Source organism: Enterococcus sp. DIV1090 (genome assembly GCF_050537975.1).
GTDB lineage: Bacteria > Bacillota > Bacilli > Lactobacillales > Enterococcaceae > Enterococcus > Enterococcus faecalis.
Window position 1 is genome coordinate 1,532,037 of the sequence record NZ_CP172917.1, and the last position, 18,054, is coordinate 1,550,090.

The following is an 18,054-nucleotide window of genomic DNA, read 5'->3' on the forward strand; positions in this document are numbered from 1 at the left end:
CGTTGTTCACTCCTTTTTATTCGTTTCCTTTACTGATCATAATACGATCTGCGCCGTCACGCTCTTCCATTTCCACAATAATTTCCTCAGTTTTTGATGTTGGAATATTTTTTCCTACATAATCGGCACGAATCGGTAGTTCCCGATGCCCACGATCTACTAAGACTGCTAAAGAGATTTTTCTCGGACGACCTAAATCCATAACAGCGTCCATCGCAGCACGAATGGTCCGGCCCGTGTACAAGACATCATCCACTAAAATAACTTCTTTACCTTCAATTGAGACTGGTACGTCAGAAGAATGTAATTCAGGTTCCTCCATATCTTTCACATCATCACGATACAAAGTAATATCTAATTCACCAACTGGCACGTCAATCTCTTCTAATTGTTTTAAGCGTTCGGATAGACGTTGTGCAATGTATATCCCACGTGTTTTAATTCCTACTAAAACAATGTCTTGAATTCCTTTGTTTCTTTCAATAATTTCATACGAGATTCGAGTAAGCGCTCGTTTCATTGTGACTGCGTCAACAACTTCTTTCTTTGGCATAATAATTTCCTCCTCATTTCTTTTTTATCTACGTCCTCGCTGTCTTGGGGTCAGCGATTCTTCCTTCAATTGAGCAGCTGAAAAATAAGTGGATTTTTATTGAAATTGTCCTGTTATTTTTTCCAACAAAAAATCCTCCTACCCGTATGAGGATAGGAGGATGTTGGTTACAGTTTAAAAAGGTACAAGGGTACCATGTAGCCCACACAACTTACTAACTAAGCGCACCTAGTGTTCTTTTGCATGATTCCTTCTTAGCCTCACGGGACTAAACTTAAAGGTTACAGTTATTTAGTTATTTTTCTTCTTAAAAAAGAGTTTACCTCTTCTTCAGAAAAAAATCAATGATTATTTCTTAATTGGTGTAAAGTTTTTTCAAAAACTTCTGGTAAAGGTGCTTCAAAGACTAATTGTTCACCTGTAGTAGGATGTGTAAAGCCTAATAACTTCGCATGTAAAAATTGTCCATTGCCAGGCAATGTTTTTTTCGGTCCATACAATGGATCTCCAGCTAATGGATAACCGATATATTTCATGTGAACACGGATTTGATGTGTCCGGCCTGTTTCTAGTTGTAATTCAACTAAGGTAAATGCATCAAAACGCTCTAAAACAGTAAAATGCGTGACTGCTTCTTTACCGCCTTCAATGACCGCTTGCATTTTACGGTCAACCTTGGAACGACCAATAGGCGCATTTATTTCTCCCTTATCGTGAGGAATAACACCGTGGACCAAGGCAACGTATTTACGTAACGATGTTTTTTCTTTTAGCTGTTTCGCTAATGATTCATGGGCTTGATCATTTTTAGCCACCATCAATAGCCCCGAAGTATCTTTATCAATTCGATGAACAATTCCGGGTCGCACCACATCATTAATCGCCGATAAGTGATCCGCATGATGAAGTAACGCGTTCACTAATGTACCATTGGGATGCCCTGCCGAAGGATGAACAACCATGCCTTGAGGTTTGTTGACGACAATCACATCATTGTCTTCATAAACAATGGTCAAAGGAATATCCTCTGCTACCATATCTAGCACTTCTGGTTCAGGAATTGTTACCACAATTTCATCGCCTGCTGTAACTTTGTAATTTGCGCGGACCGTTTCACCGTTAACTGTTACGTGTTTTTCTTTTAACCATTGTTGAATTTGCGAGCGGGAATGATTGGGTAAATGTTCACTTAATACTTTATCAATCCGGCCTTTTTCTGTTTGAATCGTTACGTTAATTTGTTCCATTTTTGCCTTCCTTTGCTGCTTTTTCATCTAAAATCAAATAAATAAATATACAAATAACGCCGACCACTAACGTACTATCTGCAACATTAAAAATAGGAAAATTCATAAAATCCGTTTGGAGCATGTCCACCACGTAGCCTAAACGTACACGATCAATAAAATTCCCAATGGCACCTGCTAAGACAAAAGATAAACCTACAGAATACCAGATACTTTTTTTATAATTCTTAATTAATAAATAAATAATCACGACACTAACAATTACTGTGATGACATAAAAGAATATCATCTTTCCTTCTAATAAGCTCCAAGCGGCTCCGGTATTTCTTAAATGGGTCAGCGACAAAAATCCAGGAATGAATTCTTTTGTTTCACCCAAAGAAATGTTTTGGACCGTCAAATATTTGCTCCATTGGTCAAGCCCTACTAATAAGGCACTGATTAAAAAATATACTACTAACAATCGCGTCATTCCTTTTCTCTATGAATACTTGCTAAATCTCTTGGTCGAACAATGCCTACTAACTCACCATTAGGATGGCCACTTTTACTAATAAGCACAGCTTCTAAGCGTGGCTGCTCCCGAAACATTTGTTCAACTTCAAAAACGGTTGCTTCAATTGAAACAAATTGATAGTTGCTGCGTTTATAATTTGATGCCAACAATTCTCGCACCGTTCGGTTGGCAATGTGAACTTCGCCTTTGGTGCTCTCAATGGCAAACCATACACCAATCCCTCGAACCGTGATTAATCCTTTAAATACACCTTTTTCATAAATCGGAAATTGAGAATATTGTTTTTTTGCAATAATCGTTAATAACGTTTCTAAAGAAGTGGTGATTTCAAAAGCTGTAACACGTTTCGCAAATTTAGGCACTACTTTTTCTGGTTTTGTTAAAGCTTGTTCAATCGTTTCAATTCGTTGAACTGCCCATTCGTTTGGCTCTGCAATTACAAAATCATCAGCAATTCGCTCATGAACGATGGCATTTCTTAACTGAGCCATTTGAAGCAAATCCTCTTCAAATTGAGCAATCTGTCCTTTTTCTTTTCGGGAAAGACGTCTTGTCATTTCACTGAATCCCATGTTGACAGGATTGTTCAGTCTCTCTCTCATCCACTTTTCAATGCGATTAAAGTGTGCTAAAAATGTATCTGCTCGTTCCCCCATAGTCGTTGCTCCTTATAATAAACTACGCAATAAATTTCCGTCATTATTTTTTATTGAGCTACTTTCAAGTATATACTAAAAATAGGTCTCAGGAAAGAGCGGCTTTAAAAGAGACCGCTCGCTTGACCCGTTTCGTCCACATCCATATTTAACGCAGCTGGAACTTTCGGCAAGCCAGGCATCGTTAAAATGTCACCCGTTAACGCCACGATAAACCCTGCACCGATTTTTGGAACTAGCTCACGAATCGTAATCGTAAATCCTTCTGGCCGTCCTAATTTTTGAGGATCGTCAGAAAGTGAATACTGTGTCTTCGCCATGCAAATTGGTAATTGATCCCAACCATTTTTTGTAAAGTCTGCGATTTGTTTTTGCGCTTTCGGAGAAAAAATCGCCTGTTCCCCGCCGTAAATCGTTTGTACAATGGCTTGAATTTTTTCTTCAATAGTTTGGCGAGGATTATATAAAGGCTGAAACTGTTTTGTATTGGCTTCAATCTCTGCTACTACTGTTTCCGCTAGATTCGTGCCACCTGCGCCACCTTGCGCCCAAACACTTGTTAACTCGACGGGCACGCCTAACGCTTGGCAAGCTTCTTTCAACAGTTGAATTTCCTTCTCTGTATCCTGTGTAAATTCATTAATTGCAACAACTACTGGTACATCATAACGTTGCATGTTTTGAATATGTTTTTCTAAGTTGGTAAAGCCTTTTTGTAACGCTGGTAAATTTTCTTCTGCTAACTGATCTTTCGCCAAACCGCCATGCATTTTCAACGCGCGAATCGTTGCCACAATCACAACGGCATCGGGTGCTTTTCCTAAAGAAGGTACTTTAATATCTAAAAATTTTTCGCCACCTAAGTCGCCACCAAAACCTGCTTCTGTTACGACATAATCCCCTAGATGCAAAGCCGTTTTTGTCGCTAAAATACTGTTACATCCATGAGCGATATTGGCAAAAGGACCACCGTGAACAAAAGCTGGAGTTCCTTCAATCGTTTGAACTAAATTAGGTTTTAAGGCGTCTTTTAATAATAAAGTCAGGGCACCTGCCACGTTTAAATCTTTAACCGTCACCGGCTCTCTTTGGTCATTATAGGCGACAATAATCCGACTTAAGCGTTCTTTTAAGTCCGTTAAATTTTGCGCTAAACAAAGAATCGCCATAATTTCGCTCGCCACAGTAATATCGAAACCGTCTTCTCTTGGTACACCTTGGAAAGGACCGCCTAAACCAACAACGACCTGTCTGAGCGCACGATCATTTAGATCCACTGCCCGTTTCCAAATCACCCGTCGAGAATCAATCTTTAATTCATTTCCTTGCTGTAAATGATTATCTAGTAACGCAGCTAAGGCATTATTGGCTGTCGTAATCGCATGCATATCACCAGTAAAATGCAAATTGATTTCTTCCATTGGTAATACTTGTGCGTAACCGCCACCTGTTGCGCCACCTTTAATCCCCATCACAGGACCTAATGATGGTTCTCTTAGGGCAATAACTGTTTTTTTATTGATTTGATTTAATGCATCTCCTAAACCAATGGTCACGGTTGACTTTCCTTCTCCTGCTGGTGTTGGATTAATCGATGTAACGAGGATTAATTTACCTTCTGGTTGCGCTTCTAAGGATTGAAGCGTTGGAAAATCTATTTTCGCTTTGTATTTTCCATAAAGTTCGAGCGAATCTTCTGAAAGACCGATTGTTTCGGCAATCTCTTGAATAGGTTTTAATGTTGCTGCTTGTGCAATGTTAATATCTGTCTTCATAACGGACCCCTTTTCAATTCTTTATCGTCTTTGTGACACATTGTTTCTTTTAAATTATAGCTTGTATTGAATAGAATGGCTAGAATAACCTTTTTTAAACAACCCAACCATTGACGTTTGGTAGCCTTTTCTCGTATAATGAAAGTGTCTTTACAAATCTAAAAGGAGCGTGAATTGGATGCAAAAAGGAATTGTCAAATGGTTCGATAACAGAAAAGGTTATGGTTTTATCGTTTACAACGAAGAAGATGAGATTTTTGTCCACTTCACTGCTATAGAAGGTGACGGATTCAAATCACTTGATGAGAATCAATCTGTAGAATTCGAGATAATGGAAGGCAATCGTGGGCTACAAGCAGCACATGTCAAAAAAATAGATAACTAAAAAAGCTGAACCAACAGCGCTTAGCTCCAAAAAGTAAGTAAACGTAGCGTTTGTTTCAGCTGATTATTTTAAGATTTTGAGAGTGGGTCACCAGTCGTTTCGACTTATGACTCACTCTTGTTTTTTTCTTCTTTTTTATGAAGGCCCAAAGAATGATCTTCTGCTACCTTCAATTCAGGCTTTTTTACCTTAAGTGCCTCAAGAAATAACGGAATCGTTTTCTTTTTCATTAAAAAGACTTTTGAGCCTTCCTTAAATTCTGAGGAAAAAATTTCGATGCTTTTTTCATTGTAGGTTACTTTTTCTATCTGAGAAAGCGGAAGTGCTTTTTTACGAAACCATAAAACATCTCTGACAATTAAAGATGTTTCTGTCATGTTAAAAGACCGCGCAATTCCTAGATAAGCAAACACAAAAAATGGAACCATCACCAGATTACTAATCAAGTAAGGACCATTATTTTCCAATGCTAAAATTAAACTAATAAATAATATACAAAATGTGCAAGACCAGTAAATAATTGTTGATGCTAATTCTGGCTGCCAATAAAATTTCTGTTTTTTCATAAAGTGCCCTCACTACTTCTGGATCAACGCCGCTAAATTTAAATATGTTATAATAGTAACATACTTTTTTTAAGAACAAAAAGAAATTAGGAGTAATTTTATGTTAAGAATTTATGTAGATGCTGCAACAAAAGGCAATCCAGGTGAATCTGGCGGCGGTATCGTTTACCTCACCGACCAATCGCGGCAACAATTGCATGTGCCTTTAGGCATTGTTAGTAATCACGAAGCCGAATTTAAAGTGCTGATTGAAGCTTTAAAACAAGCGATTGCCAATGAAGACAATCAACAAACCGTTCTTCTCCACTCAGATAGTAAAATTGTTGTCCAAACAATTGAAAAAAACTATGCTAAAAATGAAAAGTACCAGCCTTATTTAGCAGAATATCAACAACTAGAAAAGAATTTTCCTTTGCTCTTAATCAAATGGCTACCTGAAAGTCAAAACAAAGCGGCCGATATGCTTGCACGGCAAGCATTACAAAAATTTTATTCCAATAAAAAGTAGCACTGTTTACTTAATGCTTTTCCTTTATTAATTTGATAATTAAACACGTGGAGCAAAAATCCCTAGCGATTTTTGCTCCACGTTTAAAAACAGATAAACGGTTCTGTCTCGACTTCTTCTTATAGCCACTTATTCTTTTGTCGTTATTTCCGCAAATTGTCCATTGGTTAGCGAAAGGATTGCTTCAGGAGCTAATTCAATTTGCATGCCACGTTTGCCTGCAGAAACAATAATTGCAGAATATTGTTGAGCTTTTTCAGCCAAATAGGTGGGAAATTGTTTTTTCATCCCAATTGGTGAACAGCCCCCACGAATATAGCCTGTGGTTGCTTCTAAATCTTTTAAGTGAAGCATTTCTACCTTTTTGTTGCCACTAGCTTTCGCTAATTTTTTTAAATCTAATTCTTGATTACCAGGAATGACAGCCACGACTGGACCTGTTTTATTACCTACTGTAACCAAGGTTTTAAAAATTCGTCCTTTGTCAATACCTAAACTTTCAGCGACACTTTCTGCACTTAAATGATCTTCACTCCAAGCGAATTCATATTCTTTATATGGTACTTTATGTTGTTCTACCATGCGCATCGCATTCGTTTTTTGTTGTGTTTTTTTCTTTGCCACTTTTTTCACCTTCTGAATCACTTGTTTTGTTCGAATGTCTTTAAATAATTTCTTAATACTTGTACGGATAGTTGGCCTGGTGCAGACGCTTGCTGGGCGGAGCCAAAAGTTAGTGCCGATCCGAACAGTTGACCTGTTACGCGACTAATCATCCCTAACTGTCCCATTGACATAGTAACGATTGGGACGGATGCATAATGGGTGTACATTTCATTGGTTGCTGAAAGTAACGTAAGTACATCTGTCGCATCTTGTGGCATCACAGCTATTTTACAAATATCCGCCTGACGCATTTGCATTTGGCGTAATCGCGCGACAATCTCCTCTTGCGACGGTGTTTTCTGAAAGTCGTGATTACAGAGAACAATTTTAATCCCCATCTTTTTAGCTTCGTGAATTAACGTATCTGCCGCCAGCGGATTCGCAAATAATTCAATATCCAATAAATCCAACGCACCCTTTTTCACTAATTCATGATACAAAGCAAAATAATTTTCCTCGGAAAAAGCCATTTCGCCGCCTTCTTTTTGTGTACGAAAAGTTAACAATAACGGTTTTTGCCCCAACCGTTCCATTACTTGTTGTGAAAGATTACATACATCGGAAAAATCAGCGACATTTTCATAATAGTCTAAACGCCATTCCACCAAATCACAATCTAGTGTTTGGCTCGCCGTTGCTTCGGCCAAAATATCCTCGGCTGTTGGAGCAACAATGGGCACCACAATTTTGGGATTCCCTTCACCTATTCGCACATTTTTGACTATAACTGGCTTCACAGTTCCACCTAACTTCCTCGTTTGTTTTTCTCTCTTCATATCATACCATTTCTATTCTTTTTTGCAATTTAAAGAGCTACAAAGACACCTAGAATTAGGAATTTCCTAACACTAAATGCCTTTGTTTGGGTTATTTAACTCTTTCAGTTGTTACGTTAAACTTCCGTACTTTGTAACTGATACATATCCGCATAAAGGCCACCTTCTGCCAGTAACGTTTCATGCGTTCCTCGTTCTACAATCTGCCCTTTGTCTAAAACTAAAATCAAGTTTGCGTCACGAATCGTCGAAAGGCGATGCGCAATCGCAATTGTCGTTCTCCCTTGACGCATTTTGGCTAATCCTTCTTGAATCAATCCTTCTGTTTCTGTATCAATATTAGCGGTTGCTTCATCTAAAACTAAAATTTTGGGATCAGTCACAATCGTTCGTGCAAACGAAATTAATTGACGTTGTCCGCTAGAATAACTCGCTCCTCGTTCAATGACTTTCGCATGATAGGTATTGGGTAACGTGTGGATAAATTTATCCGCCTGAACAAATTCCGCAGCCTGTTTAATTTGTTCATCTGTGATAGTTGGATTCAGTAAACGGATATTTCCAGCAATATCTCCATAAAACATGAAAGCATCCTGTAATACCAAGCCCATCTTTTCCCGTAATTCTGTCATGGGAAAATCACGAATGTCTCGATCATCAATTAAAATCTGCCCTTCATAAAATTCATAGAAACGCATGAGTACATTAATAATTGAACTTTTACCACTTCCTGTATGACCGACTAAAGCGACGGTTTCCCCGGGATTTGCAACAAAGCTAATATTTTTCAATACTTCGTTTTTGCCGTCATAAGAAAAAGTAACATTGCGAAATTCAATTTTCCCGCGAATAATTTCCCCACTCGCACCTACTGATTGTTGCGGCGTTAATTCTTCCGTATCCATAATTTTTAAAATACGGCTACCTGCGACAATCCCATCTGTAAAGATACTTAGAAAGTCCATCATTTGTGTCATCGGATTAAAAAAAGCTTGTACATACGTTACAAAAGCATAAATCATCCCCGCTTCTACAGGAGAATGTAAAGCATCGATGCCAAACATAGTTAAGGCCAATGCAATCGCCAACGTATACAACAAATTAATGATGGGACTTAATAATAACGAATTCATACGAATCATTGCTACTCGTGTTTTTAAATAATCATCATTGGTTTCCTCAAATTCTTTTTCCAAACGCTTTTCTTGGCGAAATTGTTGAATGATTTGCATACCAGAGATGTATTCATTTAGTTTGGTGTTTAATTGACTTAATTTTTCCCGCATACTGCGATATAATTTTGAACTAAATTTTTGGTAATACCAAATCACAACTAATAAAATTGGCAAGAAAATTAGACAATAAAATGAGATTTCTGGACTGAGTTGAAACATTGCAAAAAATGACGAGATTACGGCAAAAATTCCTGTAATCACCATTAGGAATACATACCAGAATTCAAACAATGTTTCTGTGTCATTTGTAACACGAGACACCGTCGAACCCGCTGGTGTTTGATCAAAATAACGCATACCTAAAGTGTGTAATTTTTCAAATAATTTCACTCGTATATATTGATACGTTTTTAAAGAAGCCATCGAATACAAATACCATTGGAAAAACCAAACAATACTTTTGACAATGACACCCAAAAAATAAATAGCAGCAAAAGTTAGAATCACTTGCATTGTAGCAGTTTTAGGCGTTAAATAATTATCCATAAAAACTTGAATGACTCTAGGCAAAAGAATATTGATAATTGATAAGCCAAATGCAAAGAGAATAGCTGTGTAAAACATGCGTCGAAACGGTTTGGCAAAACGAAACAAACGCTGAACAATCGTTAATTGTTCTTTCATCGGTAACTCTCTGGACCATTCGGATTGATACTTTTCTTCCATTAACTCTCACTTCCTTCAATTTTCGCTTCTAATTGCTGTTTTTCCCACATCCGCTGATACCAACCCTTCTGAGCCAGTAACTCTTGATGCGTCCCCCGTTCAATAATTTTCCCTTCATCCAACACTAAGATTTCTTTTGCATGCATGACACTACTTAAACGATGCGCTGTAATGATAGTGGTTTTTTCTTGGCGCGTTTCTTTTAGATTTGATAAAATCGCATCTTCAGTCTTCGCATCGACTGCAGATAAGGCATCGTCTAAAATTAACAATTCTGGTTCAACAATCAAGGCCCGTGCAATAGAAATCCGTTGTTTTTGTCCTCCAGAAAGCGAAACGCCACGTTCCCCAACCATTGTGTCATAGCCTTCAGGGAATGCTTTAATTTCTTGGTTAATAAATGCTAATGCTGCCGCTTGTTCAACTGCCGCTTGTTCCAAGTCTGGTTTAGCAAAACGAATGTTATCTCGTACCGTCATGGAAAAGAGAAAGTGGTCCTGTGGCACGTACCCCATTGCACCCATTAATGCATCTAATGTGTAATTTTTAATGTCATGTTTTCCAAAGGAAATCGTTCCTTGGTATTGGTCATATTCACGCATCAACAACTTCAAAATAGTGGTTTTACCAGCGCCTGTTTTGCCAACAATCCCCAAGGTTTCTCCTTCTTGCAACGAAAATTGGATATTTTCCAACGCCACCGTCTCTTCTTTTGGATAAGAAAAAGAATCAATCTTCATTGAAATTGTCCCTTGCGCCATTGTTTTGATGGCATCTTTTCGTTCGATAATATGCGTTTTTTCATGTAATAATTCGTTCACACGATCGTAACTAGCATTCCCACGTTCTAACACATTAAATAAGCGCCCAATCGCAAACATTGGCCAAACTAGCATCCCAATATAGGCAATGAAAGAGACCAACTGACCTAAACTAATCGTTCCTTCCATGATGAAACGACCACCAATAATAATTGTCAAAACATAAGAAACACCAATAATCAGCGTAATAAACGGATCAAATAGTGCATCTAAAAAGTTCGTTCGTTTATTTTTGACGATAGCATCATCAATTTTCTCTGTAAAATCAGCAAGATCTTCTTTTTCTTGCCCAAATGTTTTAATGACTTTAATTCCAGTAATACTTTCTTGTGTTTTATCATTAATCGCTGAAAAAGCAGCTTGTGAATCTCGAAAGGCATCATGCAACTTAGAACCTAGAACTCGTGAAGTGACGGCTAATAAAGGCAGCGGTAATAAAGCAATTAATGTTAAGCGCCAATCGACAAATAGAACCATTGCGATAATCGTTGTTCCTCCCGTAATCACAGAGTCGGCAAACGTTAAAATCCCAGCTCCAGCCACATTTTGGATGGCATTTAAATCATTGGTTGCATGCGCCATCAAGTCACCTGTCCGATATTTCTGATAAAAGATGCTATCCATTTTTGTGAAATGATGAAATAATTGAGTCCGTAGCTCTTTTTCCAAACGAGCGGCACTCCCCCAAATATGCATCCGCCAAATATAGCGAAAAAGATATTGGGCAAGCCCAGCACCAATCAAGAGTACAATCCACACGATAATTTTCGTTAAGCGAATTTCTTTGTTAACGATTTCATCTACAACGACGCCAATAACTTTGGGCGGGACTAATTGAACAAGAGCGACCATCATTAATGAGAAAACCCCAATAATATAACTTTTTTTCTCTTGCTTAAAAAACCAGCCTAATTTTTTGAATATGGACATTCAGTTGTCCCTCCTTTTACTTTGTTGTTCTACGAAGACTACTTTCGAGCTAGAAGGTTTCTTCGTTATTGTTGTTTTTGATTAAACGTCTCGCTCTTTTCCTCCTAGATTATCCTATTCTCCCGCAAAACAACAAAAAAACGGACTGAAAATCAGCCCGTTTTTACACTTATTCATGATTACCTGAATAACCTTTACTATTTTCCTTGGTTTTTCATTTGTTGCATCATTTGTCTAACCTTTTTCTCTGACGGTTTTTGACCCATTGATGCCATCATCATGCGTAACATATCCTCATTAACGGGAGGATTTTTTTTGAAATAATCTTGCATATATTTGCGTGCAAGGAAAAAGCCCCCTGCAGCGCCTACTAATAAAGCGATTACTGCGATTAATACTACCCAACCTGTTGCCATTGAAACTCTCTCCTCTCCGTATAGTTTTGCTCTCAATGAATTATTTTACTAGAAATAGCAAAAAAAGAAAAGTTCTTTTTGCGGGATTTCTCTTAAATAATGAAAAAAGTCTGATTTTTTTGCAAAATAGTGATTAAAAGTCAAAAATATACGCTCTTAAATGTCAATAGGACCTTTAAGAGCGATTGTTGCTTTAGTTTTGTCCTTGAATTTTTTCTAATAATTCTGGATCAAATGTTTGATTTTTTAACATCGCAATTTCAAAGCCGTAAGGGGCCTTTTTATTTTTTTTGTCTTCTCCGACATAAGGTGTTTCTAAAATTTTTGGTAAAGCAGTTAATTTTTCATGGTGAACCACACCGTTTAAAGCTTCAAAACCAATAGTGCCAAAGCCAATATTGGCATGACGATCTTTATGTGAGCCCATAGGATTTTTAGAATCATTCACATGAATAACTTTTAAACGATCCAATCCGATAATTTTATCAAATTCAACTAATACGCCATCAAAATCATCTTTTACATTATACCCTGCATCATTAATGTGGCAAGTATCCAGAGTGACAGAAAGCTTATCATTTAGCGTAACTCCGTCAATAATCGCAGCTAGTTCGTCAAACGTACGGCCGATTTCGGTTCCTTTACCAGCCATTGTTTCTAAAGCGATTTGAGGGATTTGCTCTTTCCACAAGACTTCGTTTAGACCTTTAACAATTTGTTTAATGCCGGCTTCTGGACCTGCACCAACATGCGCACCTGGATGTAACGTGATTTGCGTTGCTCCCAACGCTTGTGCTCGCTCAATTTCTTGACGCAAAAAGTCTACGGCAAAACCGAAATTTTCCGTTTTAATTGTATTACCTAAATTAATAATATACGGGGCATGAACGACGATATTACTTAAATTGTGTTCCTTCATAAAAGCTTGCCCAGCTTCAATATTCATTTCTTCAATCGGTTTCCGGCGCGTGTTTTGTGGCGCGCCTGTATAAATCATAAAGGTTGTTGAGCCATAACTAGCCGCTTCCTCGGCAGAGCCTAATAGCATTTTCTTGCCACTCATACTAACGTGTGATCCTAATAACATGTGGTTCCTCCTAATAATTCTTCTTTTTCTTTTGGTAGTGTTGATACTGTTGCAGCCATTCTTCTAGCGTGATTTTTGTTACTAATTCGCCAATTAGTTCATAGGGTATTCGCTTAGGATTAGTGAAGCGAAGACAACTTTTCCCCATGTTTAGCTTTGTTGACACTTGTTCCTGATAGGCTTCTTGAAACCAACTTCGGATGGCTTCATTTCCCATTAATCCCATGTGATATAAAGCTACTTGCCTTTTAGTAGCCCCTAAGCTGATAAATGGTAACGGTTCATCACCACGGTTAAGATAGCCTTCTGGAAATACTGAAAGCGGCACAACAAAGGTTGGCATGCCATATTGCATTGTTAATTCAAATCCTGCTGGCAAATTTTGCGAAACGACATCTAATACTTGCTGATAAGCAATTCGCCAGTTTGGTTCAACTGTTTCGATGTATGCTGTAACTGTTTCAATTGACTGCGCCATTATTTCTTCCTTTGCTGATAAAGCGCTTTGGTTTTATAGCCTTCTTTTAAAATGACTAACATTTCAGTTTGCCGCTTTTTCCGTGTCTCCGCTCGCTTTGCACTAAATACATACCGCGCCCACTCTTTTTGATAACCAGGCGTTAATGCAGCGAATGTCGCTGCAGCAGCTGGTTCTGTTTGTACCAACGCTTCAATTTCCGGTAAATATTGAACATAATCCCCAACAGCAGAACTGGTCTGATTCTTCGCTAGCTTTTTAAGAACATTCTTCATGCCGACAACCGTAAAAGTCTCATCTAAACTAACCATGCGATTAAATTTTAAGGTTGAGCCTTTAATATACCCATCTGCCTCGTTTACTTGTAATGTTGGAAAAATTTCATCTCGGTGGACAAAGGTTGGATACATTTTATTGCCTTTTTTCGGATAAGCCACATATAACAACCCATTTTCTACTAAATGTTGACCTTCAATCACCATTGAAACAATCTCTTGAAATTCCGCCATTGTTTTCACAAATGCAAAAATCAGCTCAACTGGTTCTGAGGGTAATTGCTGCGCGGCTGAAGCAAATTCAGATAGATACTCTCCCTGTGGTCTATTTAAAATAACTAGTTGCTGATACTTCGTTAAGTTTAACTTTTCGACAATTGATTTCATAACCTACTCCTTATAGCGACTGCACTTTTTATTCTAGCATAGCACAAGTTATCTGTAATTGAATATGCCCAATAGTAAAAAAGAGTTTTTTGTAACAGAATTAATCCCTATTTATCTTTTTTAAAAGCGAAAGCTTGGAACCTGTTGTCTAAACGACCTTCGTCCCAAGCTTTCATTTTTTTAGTATTTTAACAAGAAATATTTTTTCTTACCGCGACGAATCACAGTAAATTGTCCTTCGATTTTATCAGTTTCTGTCAATTCAGCTGCTAAATCTTGTCTACGTTCTCCATTGACGTAAATCGCTCCATTTTGAACATCTTCACGGGCTTGACGTTTGGATGGTTCTATTTTTGAGGTAACTAATAAGTCGACTAAACTTAATTGATCCTCTGGTTGCACCTCGTACGTTGGTACATCTTTAAAGCCTTGTTTAATTTCTTCTGCTGTTAAGCTTTGGATATCCCCGCTGAATAAAGCTTCTGAAATTTTAACCGCTTGATGATAGGCTGCTTCACCGTGGACTAAAGTAGTGACTTCTTTGGCTAACGCTTTTTGCGCAGCACGTTGACCTGGGTTCGCTGTAAATTCTTCTTCAATTGTTGCAATTTCATCCAATGTTAAGAAAGTAAAGTATTTCAAGAACTTCACGACATCACGATCATCTGTGTTAATCCAGAATTGATAAAATTCATATGGCGAAGTTTTTTCCGCATCTAGCCAAACTGCGTTTCCTTCTGTTTTACCAAATTTGGTGCCATCTGCTTTTGTAATTAAAGGCATAGTTAAGCCAAATCCTTGAACTTCTTGTTCTCGGCGTAATAATTCAATCCCTGAAGTAATGTTTCCCCATTGATCACTGCCGCCTAATTGCAATAAACAGCCTTCTGTTTCGTACAATTTCAAGAAATCATACGCTTGTAATAATTGATACGCAAATTCAGTATAAGAAATTCCTGTTTCGATTCGGCGTTTCACGCTTTCTTTACTCATCATATAATTAATTGTAAAGTTTTTTCCCACATCACGTAAGAAATCAATTAATGAAAGTTCTCCAAGCCAATCATAGTTATTTGCTAGAATCGCTGGATTTTTTTCATCTTCAAAATCGATAAAACGTGACAACTGGCCCTTAATACTTTCAGACCAAGCTTTCACTGTATCAAGTGTGTTTAAACTACGTTCTGCATCTTTGAATGATGGATCACCAATCATGCCTGTTCCACCACCAACTAAAGCAATGGGCACATGACCATTTTGTTGGAAACGACGTAACATAAGAATTGGCAGTAGATGCCCGATGTGTAAACTGTCTGCCGTTGGATCAAAGCCGATATATAATTTAACAGATTCTTCATTTAATTGTTTTTGTAAGGCTTCTTCATCTGTGACTTGGTAGACCAACCCACGGGCTTTTAATTCTTCAAAAAAAGCTGAATTCATGATTTTCCTCCTATAGTAAAACATAATAATAGATCAAATTCCCCTATTCATAGTAACCGATTCTGTCACACTTGAAAAGTCAAAAAATGAGATTTCCCTATTTTCTCTTAAGTTTTTTCAACAAAAAATGGCAATTGGTGTAGAAACTATTCATAGAAGCTTTTTTTTGCTATAATAACACAGAATGTATCATTTTATTGAGGTGAAGCTTTTGAAAAATAATTCAAGTAACAATAAGCAAAAACCAACGACCTCTTCTGGCGGCAATGTCTTTTTACTTATTTTAAATGTCATTATTCGCGTTTTTCAGTCATTAGTGGTTTTTGGGGTTATTCTGATTGTCTTAGGTGGCTCTCTTGGCTTAGGTATCGGAATGGGCTATTTTGCTTTTCTAGTTGAAGATACACAGCCCCCAACGAAGGAAGAATTGCAAAAAGAAATCAGTGATATTACCGAAGTGTCAAAAATGACTTACGCAGATGGTACTCCGATTGCTAACATCAAATCAGATTTAATTCGGACACGAATTAATGGCGATCAAATGTCTCCATTGCTAAAAAAAGCCATTATTTCAACAGAAGATGAATATTTTGAAGAACATCATGGGGTGGTACCAAAAGCGCTAGTTCGAGCGTTGATTTCTGATGCGACAGGTATCGGCGGTTCTTCTGGTGGTTCAACATTGACTCAGCAATTGGTCAAGCAACAGATTTTAACTGATGAAACGACCTTTAAACGGAAAGCCAACGAAATTTTATTAGCTTTACGTATTGAAAAATACTTTTCTAAGGACGAAATCGTGACAACTTATCTAAATGTCTCCCCTTTTGGTCGTAATAACAAAGGTGAAAATATTGCAGGCGTGGAAGAAGCAGCCAAAGGACTCTTTGGTAAAAGTGCCAAGGACTTGAATCTTCCTCAAGCGGCCTTTATCGCAGGACTTCCCCAAAGTCCCATTGTTTACACGCCCTATACTAACACTGGTGCCTTGAAAGACGATTTGTCTTTAGGAATGAAGAGAAAAGATTTTGTTCTTTTCAGTATGTACCGAGAAAAAGCAATTTCACAAAAGGAATATGAAGAAGCCAAAGCTTACGACTTGAAAAAAGACTTTTTACCAACTGAACAGGCCAATGTCAATACAGAAGGCTATCTATACTATACGGTGTTAGATAAAGCAGTTGAGATTGTCATGGATTTAGATATGAAAAAAGCTAAAGTTAATCGTGATGATTTAGATCAAGTTGGTTTAGATCAATATGAAGAACAAGCACGTCGCGAAATCCAGTCGCAAGGCTATACAATCCAATCGACCATTGATCAGAACATTTATAACACGATGCAAACCGCTGTCGCAAATTATGGTTATTTGCTTGATGATGGCACTGCAGATGTCAATGGCAATACAATGATTGAAACTGGGAATATTTTAATGGATAACGCTACTGGTCGTATCCTCGGTTTTATCGGAGGCAGAAACTTCGATATTAATCAAAACAACCATGCCTTTAATGCCGATCGTCAAGTTGGTTCTACGATTAAACCAATTTCTGTCTATGGTCCTGCGATTGATCAAGGACTCATTGGTTCTGAAAGTCGTCTGGCCAACTACCCAACGACTTATGCTGATGGTACAGAATTTGTTAATTCCACAAATGTGGATTTAAATCAATTCGTGACTGTTCGGAATGCCTTGAATTGGTCTTTCAATATCCCTGTCGTTCATGTTAATAATGAACTAAGGAAAAAAATGGGTGATGATAATTTCTCTTACAATCACTACTTAAGTAAAATGAACTATCCAGCTTCAGATGCTTGGGCTTACGAATCTGCGCCATTGGGTTCAGTAGAAACAAATGTTGTAACACAAACAAACGGCTTCCAAGCGCTTGCTAACAAAGGTAAATATCAAAAAGCCTACATGATTGAAAAAATCACAGACAATAGCGGACATGTGGTCTACGAACACAAAGATGAAGGAACGCAAGTTTATTCACCGGCGACCGCTTCTATTATGAATGACTTGTTGCGCTCAGTGGTGGATTCTGCGAATACGACAAAATTCAAACCAACATTAGCTGGCTTGAATCCTCATTTAGCCAGTGCTGATTGGGTTGGAAAAACTGGGACAACTAATGACTATAAAGATTCATGGCTGATTGTCTCTACCCCGACTGTGACACTAAGTTCTTGGTCAGGACATGATCTACCAGCGCCAATGACGACGACCAGCGGCGACAATAACGGGAATTATATGGCGAACTTAGCTAACGCGCTGTACTATGCGAATCCAGAATTGTTTGGCATTGGTCAAAAATTTGAATTAGATCCAAGTGTCATTAAATCAAAAGTTTCTGAATTTACTGGTGAAAAGCCTGGCTCAATTACCTATAATGGTGCCAAGTTCAATACACCTGGCAAAACAACGACTTCATACTATGCCAAAGATGGTGCACCACAAAGTACCTATAAATTTGGGATCGGTGGAACAGACAGCAATTACGCTTCTTACTGGGGAAATCTTGCTCCACGTGCCACTACAAATAATAACAACAACAATAAAAACAACGATAATAAAAAGAACAATAATTAACTCGCTAAAATGAGCCAGAAAAATACGTTTTCTGGCTCATTTTTAGGTATCAAAAAACGGCTAAACTAAGAGTT

General features: G+C 37.8%; 18 protein-coding genes and 1 pseudogene. 3 read left to right on the forward strand and 16 right to left on the reverse strand.

Annotated elements, in window-relative coordinates; all coding sequences use genetic code 11:
- Positions 1-16: 16 nt before the first annotated feature.
- The 5 genes from pyrR to IGL48_RS07405 form a co-directional block, all read right to left on the reverse strand.
- Positions 17-556: a bifunctional pyr operon transcriptional regulator/uracil phosphoribosyltransferase PyrR gene (pyrR, locus tag IGL48_RS07385; RefSeq protein WP_411158734.1), complete on the reverse strand. Its 540-nt coding sequence runs from the start codon at positions 554-556 to the stop codon at positions 17-19.
- A 338-nt stretch (positions 557-894) separates the two neighbouring features.
- Positions 895-1,800: an RluA family pseudouridine synthase gene (locus IGL48_RS07390; RefSeq protein ID WP_002371061.1), complete on the reverse strand. Its 906-nt coding sequence runs from the start codon at positions 1,798-1,800 to the stop codon at positions 895-897.
- Complete coding sequence (gene lspA, locus IGL48_RS07395) at positions 1,787-2,263, reverse strand: signal peptidase II (protein WP_002360174.1); 477 nt, start codon at positions 2,261-2,263, stop codon at positions 1,787-1,789. Before lspA ends, IGL48_RS07390 begins: the two co-directional genes overlap by 14 nt.
- A gap of 5 nt (positions 2,264-2,268) precedes the next feature.
- Positions 2,269-2,973 (reverse strand): CBS domain-containing protein, encoded by a 705-nt coding sequence (locus IGL48_RS07400; RefSeq protein ID WP_002360173.1) that lies wholly within the window; start codon positions 2,971-2,973, stop codon positions 2,269-2,271.
- A 104-nt stretch (positions 2,974-3,077) separates the two neighbouring features.
- Positions 3,078-4,748: a formate--tetrahydrofolate ligase gene (locus tag IGL48_RS07405; RefSeq protein WP_010824697.1), complete on the reverse strand. Its 1,671-nt coding sequence runs from the start codon at positions 4,746-4,748 to the stop codon at positions 3,078-3,080.
- 178 nt (positions 4,749-4,926) lie between these two features.
- Between IGL48_RS07405 and IGL48_RS07410 the strand changes: the two genes are divergently transcribed.
- Positions 4,927-5,133: a cold-shock protein gene (locus IGL48_RS07410; RefSeq protein ID WP_002357404.1), complete on the forward strand. Its 207-nt coding sequence runs from the start codon at positions 4,927-4,929 to the stop codon at positions 5,131-5,133.
- Between the two features lie 104 nt (positions 5,134-5,237).
- Here the strand turns inward: IGL48_RS07410 and IGL48_RS07415 are convergent, their stop codons facing one another.
- Positions 5,238-5,699, reverse strand: coding sequence for an EbsA family protein (locus tag IGL48_RS07415; protein WP_002357403.1), 462 nt, complete (start codon positions 5,697-5,699; stop codon positions 5,238-5,240).
- A 100-nt stretch (positions 5,700-5,799) separates the two neighbouring features.
- Between IGL48_RS07415 and IGL48_RS07420 the strand changes: the two genes are divergently transcribed.
- Entirely contained in the window at positions 5,800-6,207 is a 408-nt protein-coding gene (locus tag IGL48_RS07420; protein ID WP_002364051.1) for a ribonuclease HI family protein, read from the forward strand.
- Between the two features lie 129 nt (positions 6,208-6,336).
- On the opposite strand, the gene ybaK is transcribed toward IGL48_RS07420, so the two are convergent.
- The 10 genes and pseudogenes from ybaK to tyrS all read right to left on the reverse strand — a co-directional run bounded on the left by ybaK (position 6,337) and on the right by tyrS (position 15,387).
- Entirely contained in the window at positions 6,337-6,852 is a 516-nt protein-coding gene (ybaK, locus tag IGL48_RS07425; RefSeq protein WP_025190739.1) for a Cys-tRNA(Pro) deacylase, read from the reverse strand.
- Positions 6,849-7,610 carry a type I 3-dehydroquinate dehydratase gene (aroD, locus tag IGL48_RS07430; RefSeq protein WP_010824699.1) on the reverse strand — a complete coding sequence of 254 codons (762 nt, stop codon included), beginning with the start codon at positions 7,608-7,610 and terminating at the stop codon, positions 6,849-6,851. The genes ybaK and aroD overlap by 4 nt, the downstream gene beginning before the upstream one ends.
- Positions 7,611-7,765: 155 nt before the next feature.
- Positions 7,766-9,550, reverse strand: a complete 1,785-nt coding sequence (locus IGL48_RS07435; RefSeq protein ID WP_010821642.1) for an ABC transporter ATP-binding protein — start codon at positions 9,548-9,550, stop codon at positions 7,766-7,768.
- Positions 9,550-11,301 (reverse strand): ABC transporter ATP-binding protein, encoded by a 1,752-nt coding sequence (locus tag IGL48_RS07440; RefSeq protein WP_048949334.1) that lies wholly within the window; start codon positions 11,299-11,301, stop codon positions 9,550-9,552. The genes IGL48_RS07435 and IGL48_RS07440 overlap by 1 nt, the downstream gene beginning before the upstream one ends.
- A 197-nt stretch (positions 11,302-11,498) precedes the next feature.
- The gene (locus tag IGL48_RS07445) at positions 11,499-11,717 is read right to left on the reverse strand and encodes a YneF family protein (protein ID WP_002357397.1); all 219 of its coding nucleotides are present in this window, start codon (positions 11,715-11,717) and stop codon (positions 11,499-11,501) included.
- A 193-nt stretch (positions 11,718-11,910) separates the two neighbouring features.
- Complete coding sequence (locus IGL48_RS07450) at positions 11,911-12,804, reverse strand: deoxyribonuclease IV (protein WP_002357396.1); 894 nt, start codon at positions 12,802-12,804, stop codon at positions 11,911-11,913.
- A gap of 10 nt (positions 12,805-12,814) precedes the next feature.
- Positions 12,815-13,282 (reverse strand): DUF1801 domain-containing protein, encoded by a 468-nt coding sequence (locus IGL48_RS07455; RefSeq protein WP_010824701.1) that lies wholly within the window; start codon positions 13,280-13,282, stop codon positions 12,815-12,817.
- A complete protein-coding gene (locus tag IGL48_RS07460; protein WP_002369298.1) occupies positions 13,282-13,944 on the reverse strand; it encodes a YdeI/OmpD-associated family protein in 663 nt (220 codons plus the stop codon). The genes IGL48_RS07455 and IGL48_RS07460 overlap by 1 nt, the downstream gene beginning before the upstream one ends.
- A pseudogene (locus tag IGL48_RS07465) lies at positions 13,941-14,120 on the reverse strand (hypothetical protein). The gene IGL48_RS07460 and the pseudogene IGL48_RS07465 overlap by 4 nt, the downstream one beginning before the upstream one ends.
- Before the next feature lie 4 nt (positions 14,121-14,124).
- Positions 14,125-15,387: a tyrosine--tRNA ligase gene (gene tyrS, locus IGL48_RS07470; protein WP_002357324.1), complete on the reverse strand. Its 1,263-nt coding sequence runs from the start codon at positions 15,385-15,387 to the stop codon at positions 14,125-14,127.
- A gap of 184 nt (positions 15,388-15,571) precedes the next feature.
- Between tyrS and IGL48_RS07475 the strand changes: the two genes are divergently transcribed.
- The gene (locus IGL48_RS07475; protein WP_025190740.1) at positions 15,572-17,980 is read left to right on the forward strand and encodes a transglycosylase domain-containing protein; all 2,409 of its coding nucleotides are present in this window, start codon (positions 15,572-15,574) and stop codon (positions 17,978-17,980) included.
- Positions 17,981-18,054: the final 74 nt, after the last annotated feature.